Below are 12,206 nucleotides of genomic sequence, written 5' to 3'. Positions count from 1 at the left end.
CGGCTTATTCCAGGTTGACGGCCGAGGCCAGCACGTAGCCTTCGTTGCGCACGGTCTTGATCAGGCCATCGGGGCCACCATCATCGGCCAGCTTGTTGCGCAGCCGGCTGACCTGCAGGTCGATCGCCCGGTCCTGCGCTTCGTAGTTGCGGCCGCTGCTGAGGGCCACCAGCTGCTCGCGCGAGAGCACCTTGTTGGCATGGGCGATGAACACCCGCAGCAGGCGGAATTCGGCGCCGGACAGCACCACCACGCGCCCGTCCGGATCGACCAGGTGGCGATGCTCCAGGTCGAAGATCCAGCGTGAGAAACGCGCACGGCGCACCGCCAACGGTTCCAGGTTGGCCGGCAGCGCTTCGGTACGGCGCAGCACGTTGCGGATGCGCGCCAGCAGTTCACGCGGCTCGAACGGCTTGGCCAGGTAGTCGTCGGCGCCCATTTCCAGGCCGAGTACGCGGTCGATCGGCTCGGCGCGCGCGGTGAGCATGATCACCGGCGTGTTCGAGCGCGCGCGAAGGTCGCGACACAGGGTCAGGCCATCCTCGCGCGGCAGGTTGAGGTCGAGCACGATCAGGTCCACGTGTTCGCGTTCCAGCAGCTGGCGCATGCTGGTGCCATCGGCGGCGGTGCTGACCTGGTAGCCAGCACGGCCGAGCTGCTCGGCCAGCAGGGTGCGGATATCGTTGTCGTCATCGACGATCAGCAAACGGTGCATCGGGTTTTCAGTCTCCATGTCGCGAATCATCCCGTGTCGGCAGCTGAACCGCATCCAGGCCAATGCGTACCACTGTATCCCCTGCAGTGCGGGATACCTGCCGATACGCAGTCTCGCAGACAGTGTTACATAGAGACACACCCCGAGGATTGAGCACAGCGTCGCTCGATCTTCACAATGCCCACCAACGCCGCCACTGCGGCCCCCAGAGTGAAGCCGCCACGTGATCTCCCGCCTGTTGCCCGCGACCCGCAAGGGTCGCCTGATGTTGATCGCCCTGATTGTCCTGATCGCCGCTGTATCCGCCTGGTGGCTGCTGCGCAAGCCTGCCGCACCGGCGCTGGCGACCACCCCGGTCAGCCGCGGCGACATCGAGCAGACGGTGGAAGCTACCGGCGTGATCGACGCCTACAAGCTGGTCAGCGTCGGCGCGCAGGCCTCCGGCCAGATCAAGTCGCTGAAGGTGCAGCTGGGCGATACGGTGAAGGAAGGCGACCTGATCGCCGAGATCGACGCCACCACCCAGCAGAACCAGGTGCTCAACGCGCAGGCCTCGCTGGACCAGGTGACCGCGCAGCGCGCAGTGCAGCAGGCCACCCTGCGCCAGGCCGAACTGGAGTTCGCACGCCAGCAGCAGATGCTGGCTGCCGAAGCCACCTCGCGTCAGGAATACGACGCCGCCGAGGCCCAGCTGAAGACTGCGCGTGCGCAGCTGCAGTCCTACGAGGCGCAGATCAAGGGCCGCGAAACCGAACTGGGCACTGCCCGTGCCAACCTGGCCTATACCCGCATCGTCGCGCCGATGGACGGCACCGTGGTGGCGGTAGTGGCCGAGGAAGGCCGCACGGTGAACGCCAACCAGACCGCGCCGACCATCGTGATGCTGGCACGGCTGGACGTGGTGACCGTCAATGCCGAGGTGTCCGAGGCCGACGTGGTCAAGATCAAGGCCGGCATGCCGGTGTACTTCACCACGCTGGGTGACCCGGACCGCAAGTACCACGCCACGCTGCGGCAGATCAATCCGGCACCGGCGTCGATCGCCAACGAAAGCTCGTCCAGTTCCAGCAGCTCGTCCAGTTCCAGCTCCAGCAGCGCGGTCTACTACAACGCGTTGTTCGACGTCGAAAACCCCGATGGCACCCTGCGCATCGACATGACCGCACAGGTATCGGTGCTGCTCAAGCAGGCCAAGGGCGTGCTGATGGTGCCGGCCGTTGCACTGGGACCGAAGTCGCGCGATGGCGAGCGCATCGTGCGGGTGGTCGATGACAAGGGCCAACCGCAGCCGCGCAAGATCAAGGTCGGCATCAACAACGGCGCCAACGTCGAGGTCCTGTCCGGCCTGAAGGAAGGCGAGCGCGTGGTGGTCGGCGAAGGCGGCGCTGCGGCAGCCGCTGGCGGCGGCAACCGTGGCGGCATGCAGATGCGGGTCGGCGGCCCGGGCATGGGGCGCCGATGAGCATGACGGCGCCACTGCTGCGCCTGCGCGACCTGCGACGCGAATTCCCGGCCGGTGAAGATGTCATCGCCGTGCTGCGCGACGTCAACCTGGACATCCATGCCGGGGAGATGGTGGCGATCGTCGGCCAATCCGGGTCGGGCAAGTCCACGTTGATGAACATCCTCGGCTGCCTGGACCGCCCGACCCGTGGCAGCTACCAGGTGGCGGGCCGCGAGACCGGGAAAATGGCGCCCGACGAGCTGGCCGAGCTGCGCCGCGAGCACTTCGGTTTCATCTTCCAGCGCTACCACCTGCTGGGTGATCTCGACGCACGCGGCAATGTGGCCGTGCCGGCGGTGTATGCCGGCAGCCCCGGCCCGGTGCGCACCGCGCGTGCCGAGCAGCTGCTGCAACGGCTGGGCCTGGCCGACCGCATGCACCACAAACCCGGGCAGCTGTCCGGTGGCCAGCAGCAGCGCGTGTCGATCGCGCGCGCGTTGATGAACGGTGGCGAGGTGATCCTGGCCGACGAACCGACCGGCGCCCTGGACACGAAATCCGGCGAAGAGGTGATGGCCATCCTCGGCGAACTGCATGCCGAAGGCCACACCATCATCATCGTCACCCACGACATGAGCGTGGCCGAGCACGCACAGCGCATCATCGAGATCCGCGACGGCGAGATCATCGCCGACCGTGCCAATCCGGCCGCGCCCAGCTACCGTGCGCAACGCGAGCCGAGCACCGGCGTGGCCCATGGCAGCAGCTGGCAGGCCGCCCGCGACCGCTTCACCGAAGCGTTCCGGATGGCCCTGCTGGCGATGAACGCCCATCGCCTGCGCACCTTCCTGACTATGCTCGGCATCATCATCGGCATCGCTTCGGTGGTCTCGGTGGTGGCACTGGGCAACGGTTCGCAGCAGCAGATCCTGCAGAACATCAGCGCGCTGGGTACCAACACCATCGACGTCTACCCCGGTCGCGGCTTCGGCGACATGCGTTCGGCGCGGGTGCAGACCCTCAAGGCCAGCGATGCCGATGCCCTGTCACGGCAGAGCTACGTCGACAGCGCCACCCCCAGCGTGTCCAGTTCGGTCACCGCGCGCTACCGCAACCAGTCGGCCACCGCGCAGATCAGCGGCGTCGGCGAGCAGTACTTCCGGGTGAAGGGCGTGAGCCTGCTCAGCGGCAGCTTCTTCGACACCGACGCGGTGAAGGGGCTGGGCCAGGTGGCGGTGATCGATGAGAACACCCGGACCCAGTTCTTCCCCGACAGCGACCCGATCGGCCAGGTGATCCTGCTTGGCAACGTGCCAGTGCGGGTGGTCGGCGTGGCCAAGAAGCAGAGCTTCGGTTTCGGCGGCAGCACCAGCCTGAGCGTGTTCGTGCCCTACACCACGGTGATGTCGCGCATGCTCGGGCAGAGCCACGTTTCCAGCATCACCGTGCGGGTGAACGATGAAACGCCGATGGATGCGGCGCAGGAAGCGATCACCCGGCTGCTGACCATGCGCCACGGCACCGAGGACTTCTTCCTCAGCAACAGCGCCGAGATCCGCGACACCATCGAACAGACCACGCGCACGATGACCCTGCTGATCGGCGCCATTGCCGCCATCGCGCTGCTGGTCGGTGGCATCGGCGTGATGAACATCATGCTGGTCTCGGTGACCGAGCGCACCCGCGAGATCGGCGTGCGCATGGCGGTGGGGGCGCGGCAGAGCGACATCCGCCAGCAGTTCCTGATCGAAGCGGTGCTGGTGTGCCTGCTCGGCGGATTGCTCGGCATCGGCCTGGCACTGCTGATGGGCGTGTTGATCGGCCGGTTCGCCAGTGATTTCCAGGTGCTGTTCTCCACCGCTTCCATCATTGCCGCCTTCGCCTGCTCGACCCTGATCGGCGTGGCGTTCGGCTTCCTGCCGGCACGCAGTGCCGCCCAGCTCGACCCGGTGGAGGCCCTGGCCCGCGAATGAAGATGATGACCCGACTGCCCTTCCCCGCTCCCTCGCGCCTGCTGCTGTCCGGCGCCGTGCTGCTTGCACTCTCCGCCTGCGCTTCCGTGGGCCGCTATCCGGTCGAAGACCCCAGCGTTGCCGCCACCTATGGTCGTGGCGATGCGACCCTCAACGCACCGGCCGACGACCCACGCAGTGGCCTGGACACCCCGGCCCGCGACATCCGCCAGGACAACTGGTGGACCGGCTTCGGCGATGAGCGCCTCGACCGCCTCGTCGCGCAGGCGCTTGCCGCCAACAGCGACCTCGGTGCGGCCGGGCTGGCGGTGCAACGTGCACGCCTGCAGGCCGGGCTGGCCAGCAACGCGCTGTGGCCGCAGCCTTCGTCGTCCGGCGTGAGCGGCAGTGGCAGCCGCGCCACCGACCAGGCCGACGACTGGCGCCGCAGCTATTCCACCGGCGTGTCGCTGGGGTGGGAGATCGATCTGTGGGGCCGCCTGCGCAGCCAGCGCGACATCGCCCGCTGGGAGGCCGACGCCAGCGAAGAAGACCGGCAGAACACCGCCCTGCTGGTGATCGGCGATGTCATCAACCAGTACTGGGCACTGGCCTACCTCAACCAGTCCATCGCCACCGGCCAGGCCAACCTTGAGCGGCTGCAGCGCACGCACGAACTGGTACAGGCGCGGTTCGATGCCGGTGCGGTTTCGCGCCTGGAAGTACGCCAGGCCCTGCAGAACCTGCAGTCGCAGCGTTCGGCGCAGAGCGCGCTGGAACAACAGCGGGTGGAAGTGCGCAACGCGCTGACCGTGCTGCTGGATGGCACGCCGTGGCCGCAGCACGACGAACCGCAGAACCTGCTGGAGGCGCAGAGCCCGAGCATTGCCGAAGGCCTGCCCGCCGACCTGCTCGGCCGCCGGCCCGACCTGCGCGCGGCCGAACTGCGGCTGCGCAACAGCCTGAAGACGATCCGGGTGACCGCCACCCAGTACTACCCGGCACTGAGTCTTACCGGCAGCCTGGGTTCCAGCGCCACCTCGCTGGGCGATGTGCTGCGCAATCCGGTGGCGACGCTGGGAGCTGGGCTGTCGCTGCCCTTCCTCAACCTGCAGCGCGCGCAGCTGGATACGGACGTGGCCGGCACCAACTACCAGATCGCCGCCACCAACTTCCGCAAGACGCTGTACACCGCGCTGTCGGAGGTGGACAACGCCCTGTCCGCACGCGAGCAGCTGCTGCGCCAGGTAACCGCGTCGCAGGCGTCCTACGATGAAGCGGTGGAAGTGGAACGTGCGCAGGAAGTGCGCTATCGCGTGGGCGCCACCGATCTGCGCACCTGGCTGGAAGCGCAGCAGACCCGGCGCGACGCGGAACTGTCACTGGCACGGGTGCGGCAGAGCCAGTTGAACAACGACGTGACGCTGTTCAAGGCACTGGGAGGCAGTGCGGGGTAAGGCATCCGGAGCGCCAACCAAGGTTGGCGACCACCGCCTGCCCGGTAGGTGTCGACCTTGGTCGACACGGCAGATCAGAAAAAAGGGTCAGATCCCTTTCCCGTGGGAAAGGGATCTGACCCCGATCGGGTCTCCGCAGCTGTCGATCAACCGCGCTGGCGCACGGCCTCGAACAGGCTGACACCGGCAGCAACCGAGACGTTCAGGCTCTCGATCTCGCCCGGCATCGGAATCTTGACCAGGCCATCGCAGTTTTCGCGGGTCAGGCGGCGCAGGCCGTCGGCTTCGCCGCCCAGCACCAGGGCGATGTTGCCCTTCAGGTCCAGCTGGTACAGCGACGCAGTCGCCTCACCGGCCAGGCCGTAGATCCACACGCCCTGCTTCTGCAGGTCTTTCAGGCAGCGCGACAGGTTGGTCACCGCCACCACCGGAATAAGGTCGGCAGCGCCGGCCGAGGTCTTGCGCACGGTGGCGTTGACCGTGGCCGACTTGTCCTTGGGAATGATCACGGCGGTGGCGCCGGCAGCGGCGGCCGAGCGCAGGCAGGCGCCGAGATTGTGCGGGTCCTGCACCTCGTCCAGCACCAGCAGCAGGGCCTTGCCTTCCGCAGCCGTGACCAGCCCTTCCAGCTCGTTCTCGTTGTAGGTGCGGGCGGCGGCATAGCGTGCGGCCACGCCCTGGTGGCGCACCGAACCGCCCACGCCGTCCAGCGCCTGGCTGTTGACCTTGCGCACGTCGATGCCCTTGCGGCGGGCGTTTTCCTCGATTTCGACCAGGCGCGGGTTCTTCGCACCGGCCTCGACCAGCACTTCGCGGACGTTCTCGGCGTCGTTCTCGATGGAGGAGGCGACGGCGTTGACGCCGACGATCCACTGGCTGTTCTTGCTCATGCGGGCAGGACCGGAAAGGGGGTGGCTATGGTAGAGCATCGGCGGACGCGGCGCTGCGGCGGCTGGCCGGTAGCGCCGGGCCATGCCCGGCGACCGTTGTCCGTCGCCCCCGCCGGGCAAGGCCCGGCGCTACCCGCGCGTGCGCGGCGGCCAGTGCGGGGTGTCGTGGTCGGGATGCTGGTGGGAAACGACCGTGGCCAGGAATTCCAGCGCGGCCATGTCCTGTTCCGTACGGCGTGCCGGCAGCCGGCCCAGCCCATCGACGAAGGGCAGCTTGCGCTCGACGCCGTACTGAAGGGTTGGCGGCAGTCGTTCAGGCTGGTCGAACGCACCGGCGGCCACCGCCACGCCATCGGGGGCTTCATAGGTCAACGGCGTGCCGCAGTCGGCGCAGAAGCCGCGCCGCACTACGTTGGACGACTGGAAATAGCGCGGTTGGCCACGGGTCCAGCTGAACTGCACACCGCGCACCGACACCAGCGGCGCGTAGTAGGCGCCGAAGGCCTTCTGGCACATCCGGCAGTGGCAGATCGAGCTGTCGGTCAGCTCGCCCCGCGCCTGGAAGCGGATCGCGCCGCACTGGCAGCCGCCGCTGTATTCGGGTTGGCCCTGCATTGCTGCTTTCCTCCGAAACGTCGTGCCAACCAACGGTTGGCACCTACCGGGCGAGGTGGGTGCCGACCGTTGGTCGGCACACCTTTCAGTACTTCTTCTTCGTGCGCTTGGCCGGCTTGCCGCGCTCGGGCAGCGGGGCCGGGCCTGCTTCCTCTTCCTCGCCCTTGTGCTCGACCAGGCGGAAGTCGATCTTGCGTTCTTCCATGCTGGCCTTCAGCACCAGGATGCGCACTTGGTCACCCAGCCGGTAACTGCTGCCGCGACGCTCGCCGGTCAGCGTCTTGCGGGTCGCGTCGAACTTGTAATAGTCCTGCGGCAACTGGGTCACGTGCACCAGGCCCTGCACCTTCGAGTCGGCCAACTCCACGAACAGGCCAAAGCTGGTCACGCCGCTGATCACGCCGTCGAACTGGCCACCGACGTGTTTTTCCATCCACGCCGCGCGGTAACGCTCATCCACTTCGCGTTCGGCCTCATCGGCGCGACGCTCACGCTCGGAACACTGCAGTGCCAGTGCTGCCATCTCGCGGGCGGTGTAGGTGAACTTGTCCAGCGGCTTGCCCGACAGCGCATGCTTGATCGCCCGGTGCACCAGCAGATCCGGGTAACGACGGATCGGCGAGGTGAAGTGCGCATACGCTTCCAGCGCCAGGCCGAAGTGGCCGTTGTTGTCGGGGCTGTACACGGCCAGGCTCTGGCTGCGCAGCAGCACCGATTCCAGCAGCGTGGCATCGGGACGGTCGCGGATCTTCTTCAGCAGCTTGGTGTAATCACCCGGGCGCACCTTCGACCACGGCGGCAGGCTCAGCTTGAACTCCTTGAGGAATTCCAGCAGATCGGCGTACTTGGTCTCCGGCGGCTTCTCGTGCACGCGGTAAGGCGCGGGCACGTGGCGCGACAGCAGGTACTTGGCCGCCTCCACGTTGGCCGCGATCATGCATTCCTCGATCAGCTTGTGCGCATCGTTGCGCACCAGCATGCCGGCCTGGGTGACTTCACCGCGGTTGTCGAGCACGAAGCGGACTTCGCTGCTTTCAAACTCGATCGCGCCACGCTTGCTGCGCGCCTTCGACAGCACCTTGTACAGCTGGTGCAGGCGCTGCACCTGCGGCAGCAGGTCGCCGATGAAGGCCTTCGCACCGGCATCGTCCTCGCCCACCGCCTGCCACACCTGGGTGTAGGTCAGGCGCGCATGCGAATTCATCACCGCTTCGTAGAAGCGCGAGCCGGTCACCTGGCCCTCGCGGTCGATCTGCATGTCGCAGACGAAGCACATGCGGTCGACCTTCGGCATCAGCGAGCAGATGCCGTTGGACAGCGTTTCGGGCAGCATCGGCACCACGAAGCCCGGGAAGTACACCGAGGTGGCGCGCTTCTGTGCTTCATCGTCCAGCGGCGTGCCCGGACGGACATAGTTGGAGACATCGGCAATGGCCACCACCAGGCGGAAGCCATCGGCGTTCGGTTCGCAGTACACCGCGTCGTCGAAGTCCTTGGCGTCCTCGCCATCGATGGTCACCAGCGGCGTGCTGCGCAGGTCGACGCGGCCGCCGATCATCGCCGGCTCGACCACCAGCGGTACCGAGGCGGCTTCGTCCAGCACCTCCTGCGGGAACTCGAACGGCAGCTCGTGGCCGTGGATCGCGGTTTCCACCACCAGCGAGGCAGTCAGTTTGTCGCCGAGCACGGCGATGATGCGGCCGATCGGCGGACGGCGGCTGTCCGGCGCCTGGGTCAGTTCGCAGACGACCAGCTGGCCATCGTTCGCGCCGCCGGTCTGGTCCGGCGGTACCTGCACGTTGCGCTGGATGCGCTTGTCATCGGGCACTACGTAATTGATGCCCATCTCGACGCTGAAGCGGCCGATCAGGCGCGTCATGCCGCGCTCGAGCACGCGGGCGATGCTGCCTTCGCGACGGCCGCGGTGGTCAATGCCGGTGACACGTGCCAGCACCTTGTCGCCGTGCATCACCTTGCGCATTTCATAGGGCGGCAGGAACAGATCGTCACCGCCCTCGACCGGGCGCAGGAAGCCGAACCCTTCCGGATTGGCGATCACCACGCCGGTGACCAGGTTCAACGTCTGGATGGGCGCGAAGCCGCCGCGGCGGTTCTGCACCAGCTGGCCGTCGCGGACCATGGCGCCGAGCCGGCGCGACAGCGCTTCGGCACGGTCCGGTGCGGTCAGGCCCAGGCGTGCGCCGAGTTCCTCAGCCGTCTGCGGCCCTTCGCAGCGTTCCAGCAGGGCCAGGATGGCCTCGCGGCTGGCAATGGGTTGTTCGTACTTTTCCGCTTCGCGGGAAGCGTAGGGATCATCGATCACCTTGCCCGCCGGTGGCAGCTTGCGACCCATTGCCGGGCCCGGCGGCTCGGCGTTGCGGCGGCCACGCCCCGGAGGCGGTGCACCGCCTTCGGCCAGTGCGGGGAGCCAGCCCGGCAACGGCTTGCCCGGCTTGTTGTTGCGGGCAGTGCCCTGCTTGGTGCCCTTGTTGGGGGCTTCACTGCGGGACTTGCTCCCGCCCTTGCTTGGTTTTTTGGTAGTCATCGCCCTCCATGGTAGCCGCTGTGGGCGTGCAGAACGGGTCAGCGCCCGTCTTTGAACAATCGGGTGAAAAACGTTCACAAAATCGTTGACAGCCTGCGTGTTCATCTTCACAATTGCGCCTCTGGAACGCCCAGATGGCGGAATTGGTAGACGCACTAGTTTCAGGTACTAGCGGGTAAAACCGTGGAGGTTCGAGTCCTCTTCTGGGCACCAACGAAAAAACTCCTCGCTTCGGCGGGGATTTTTTTTGCCTGAAATCGGGGGACGGGCCGGCAGTGGGGTCGGATCCCTTTCCACGGGAAAGGGCTCTGACCCCAGCGCGAGACCCATGGGGTCAGAGCCCGTTTCGCATGCGAAACAGGATCCGACCCCGGATCCGCAAAGGGTGTTGACACCTCCGTCACGGCACCCCATAATTCTCCTCCTCGACGCCCAGGTGGCGGAATTGGTAGACGCACTAGCTTCAGGTGCTAGCGGGGGCAACTTCGTGGAGGTTCGAGTCCTCTCCTGGGCACCATGTCGAGAATGAAAAACACCCGCGAAAGCGGGTTTTTTCTTGTCTGGCGTCCGGTCGGCATCACCACCACGAACGCAGCATCAGCTCCAGGCCCAGCAGCAGCAGGAAGCCGAGGAAGCAGGCACGGAACACGCGCGCACTGATGCGCTGGCGGATCACCTGCCCCAGCCACATGCCCAGCAGCGCCGGCAGCACCGCCAGCGCGCTCAATCCCAGTTGCTGCACGCCAAACGCACCGTTGAGCACCAGCCCGGTGGTCAGCGAGATCGTCGAGACGGTGAACGCCAGGCCCAGTGCCTGCACCAGCTCCTCGCGCTGCAAGCCCAGCGACTGCAGGTACGGCACCGCCGGCATGACGAACACGCCGGTGGCGCCGGTGACCACGCCGGACACCGCCCCGACCAGCGGCCCCAGCCAGCGCTCGCGCCGCTGCGGTACGCGGAACACCGGCGCCACCAGTGCGTACAGCGCATACACCACCAGCGCCACGCCCAACGCGGCGCGCGAGGCATCACGATCCACCCGTACCAGCAGCGCGGCCGAGCCCAGCGTCACCACCACCACGGCCAGCATCATCGGCCACAGCCGCCGCAGGGTGCGGCCCAGTGATGGCCCGGACAGCAACTGCCAGGCATTGGTGACGAAGGTGGGAATGAACAGCATCGAGGCCGCCGCCACCGGCGACAACGCGCCGCCCAGCAATCCCATCGCCACCGTCGGCAGGCCCATGCCGGTCACGCCCTTGACCACCCCGGCCAGCACGAACACCACCACCAGCAACCCATAGAAGTATGTCGTCTCGTTCATGCCGCCATTGGAGCCGGCGCCGCAGGCGCGCACAATGCGGTCTTCCCGCCTGCGCCTTCGGACCAGCCGAAGGCAGGGCCGAGCGGAGCAAACGACATGCGCTTGGACATTGCCGATCTGCGCCTGTTCCTGGCGGTGGCCGAAGCCGGCAGCATCACCGCCGGCGCGGTGGAGGCGAATCTGGCACTGGGATCGGCCAGCGAACGCCTGCGCGCCATCGAAACCGACGCTGGCACCGCGCTGTTGACCCGTCACCCGCGCGGCATCAGCCTCACCGAAGCGGGTGCCGCTCTGGCCCATCACGCGCGGCTGATCCTGCAGCAGCAGGCGCAGCTGCGCGGCGAACTGCAGGCGTTCGCCCACGGTGCGCGCGGCACGCTGCACCTGTACGCCAACACCGCCGCATTGACCAACTACCTGCCCGCGCGGCTGGCCCCATGGCTGGCAGAGCGCCCTCGCCTGCGCGTGGAACTGCACGAACGCACCAGCAATGAAGTCGTGCGCGCGATCCGCGCCGGCCAGGCAGAGGCCGGCATCATCAGTGATGCCGTTCCCGCCGATGGTCTGCACCGCCATGTCGTTGCCGAAGACCCGCTGATGATGCTGCTGCCGGCCGGCCACCGCTTCGCCGCGCGGCGCTCGCTCGACTTCAGCCATGTGCTGGGCGAGACCTTCGTTGCCCTGGCCGACGGCAATGCGCTGCAGACCTATATCGAAGAGCTGGCGGCAGAGGCCGGACGCACGCTCGACGTGCGCATCCGCATGAAGACCTTTGAAGGCCTGTGCACGATGGTGGGCCATGGCATCGGCGCGGGCATCGCGCCGCGCACGATCGCGCGGCAACATCGGCGGGCCACCGGCATCGTCGCCGTTGCACTCGGCAACGCATGGGCACAACGCCGGCTGTGCGCCGCGTTCGCCGACTGGAAATCGCTCTCGCCACCGATGCGCAGCCTGCTGCTGCATCTGGATGTGGACGCGGAAGCCGGTGCAGAAAAAAATGTGTGAAATGGTGTTGACACATATCCAGCCTTCCTGCAAAATTCTCCTCCTGAGTCGCCCAGGTGGCGGAATTGGTAGACGCACTAGCTTCAGGTGCTAGCGGGGGCAACTTCGTGGAGGTTCGAGTCCTCTCCTGGGCACCATGACTCAGACAATGATCAAACCCGCGCAAGCGGGTTTTTTCATTTCTAAGCCCGCGTCGACCTGGATTGACAGCGCGCCCATCCTGAGCGCCTTCAGCAGATTCAAGTACGCCCATCCG

General features: G+C 66.9%; 9 protein-coding genes and 3 tRNA genes. 7 read left to right on the top strand and 5 right to left on the bottom strand.

Annotated features, from left to right (window positions below):
* Positions 1-4 precede the first annotated feature (4 nt).
* A complete protein-coding gene (locus ABIA73_RS04640; protein WP_025875399.1) occupies positions 5-733 on the bottom strand; it encodes a response regulator in 729 nt (242 codons plus the stop codon).
* A gap of 205 nt (positions 734-938) precedes the next feature.
* Between ABIA73_RS04640 and ABIA73_RS04635 the strand changes: the two genes are divergently transcribed.
* Genes ABIA73_RS04635 through ABIA73_RS04625 form a run of 3 tightly spaced genes read left to right on the top strand, consistent with a single transcriptional unit; the run spans position 939 to position 5,568 of the window.
* Complete coding sequence (locus tag ABIA73_RS04635) at positions 939-2,177, top strand: efflux RND transporter periplasmic adaptor subunit (RefSeq protein ID WP_025875401.1); 1,239 nt, start codon at positions 939-941, stop codon at positions 2,175-2,177.
* Entirely contained in the window at positions 2,174-4,132 is a 1,959-nt protein-coding gene (locus ABIA73_RS04630; RefSeq protein WP_025875403.1) for a MacB family efflux pump subunit, read from the top strand. Before ABIA73_RS04635 ends, ABIA73_RS04630 begins: the two co-directional genes overlap by 4 nt.
* Positions 4,129-5,568: an efflux transporter outer membrane subunit gene (locus ABIA73_RS04625; RefSeq protein ID WP_354275487.1), complete on the top strand. Its 1,440-nt coding sequence runs from the start codon at positions 4,129-4,131 to the stop codon at positions 5,566-5,568. Before ABIA73_RS04630 ends, ABIA73_RS04625 begins: the two co-directional genes overlap by 4 nt.
* A 146-nt stretch (positions 5,569-5,714) precedes the next feature.
* On the opposite strand, the gene rlmB is transcribed toward ABIA73_RS04625, so the two are convergent.
* The 3 genes from rlmB to rnr form a co-directional block, all read right to left on the bottom strand.
* A complete protein-coding gene (gene rlmB, locus ABIA73_RS04620; RefSeq protein ID WP_025875407.1) occupies positions 5,715-6,458 on the bottom strand; it encodes a 23S rRNA (guanosine(2251)-2'-O)-methyltransferase RlmB in 744 nt (247 codons plus the stop codon).
* 129 nt (positions 6,459-6,587) lie between these two features.
* Positions 6,588-7,073 carry a GFA family protein gene (locus ABIA73_RS04615; RefSeq protein ID WP_025875409.1) on the bottom strand — a complete coding sequence of 162 codons (486 nt, stop codon included), beginning with the start codon at positions 7,071-7,073 and terminating at the stop codon, positions 6,588-6,590.
* 85 nt (positions 7,074-7,158) lie between these two features.
* Positions 7,159-9,618, bottom strand: a complete 2,460-nt coding sequence (rnr, locus tag ABIA73_RS04610; protein ID WP_354275486.1) for a ribonuclease R — start codon at positions 9,616-9,618, stop codon at positions 7,159-7,161.
* A gap of 128 nt (positions 9,619-9,746) precedes the next feature.
* On the opposite strand from rnr, the gene ABIA73_RS04605 reads away from it, so the two are divergent.
* Both ABIA73_RS04605 and ABIA73_RS04600 read left to right on the top strand, forming a co-directional pair.
* Positions 9,747-9,831, top strand: a tRNA-Leu gene (locus ABIA73_RS04605).
* Between the two features lie 217 nt (positions 9,832-10,048).
* Positions 10,049-10,135 (top strand) — tRNA-Leu (locus ABIA73_RS04600).
* Positions 10,136-10,195: 60 nt separating this feature from the next.
* On the opposite strand, the gene ABIA73_RS04595 is transcribed toward ABIA73_RS04600, so the two are convergent.
* Complete coding sequence (locus ABIA73_RS04595) at positions 10,196-10,942, bottom strand: sulfite exporter TauE/SafE family protein (protein WP_025877620.1); 747 nt, start codon at positions 10,940-10,942, stop codon at positions 10,196-10,198.
* Positions 10,943-11,038: 96 nt separating this feature from the next.
* On the opposite strand from ABIA73_RS04595, the gene ABIA73_RS04590 reads away from it, so the two are divergent.
* Both ABIA73_RS04590 and ABIA73_RS04585 read left to right on the top strand, forming a co-directional pair.
* Positions 11,039-11,950, top strand: a complete 912-nt coding sequence (locus tag ABIA73_RS04590) for a LysR family transcriptional regulator (protein WP_354275485.1) — start codon at positions 11,039-11,041, stop codon at positions 11,948-11,950.
* A 50-nt stretch (positions 11,951-12,000) separates the two neighbouring features.
* Positions 12,001-12,087: transfer RNA gene (locus ABIA73_RS04585), tRNA-Leu, on the top strand.
* Positions 12,088-12,206 lie beyond the last annotated feature (119 nt).

Source organism: Stenotrophomonas sp. 2694 (assembly GCF_040548715.1).
Taxonomy (GTDB): Bacteria; Pseudomonadota; Gammaproteobacteria; order Xanthomonadales; family Xanthomonadaceae; genus Stenotrophomonas; species Stenotrophomonas indicatrix.
The sequence above is the reverse complement of the archived record's forward strand: the minus strand, read 5'-3'. Positions and strand labels throughout refer to the sequence as shown.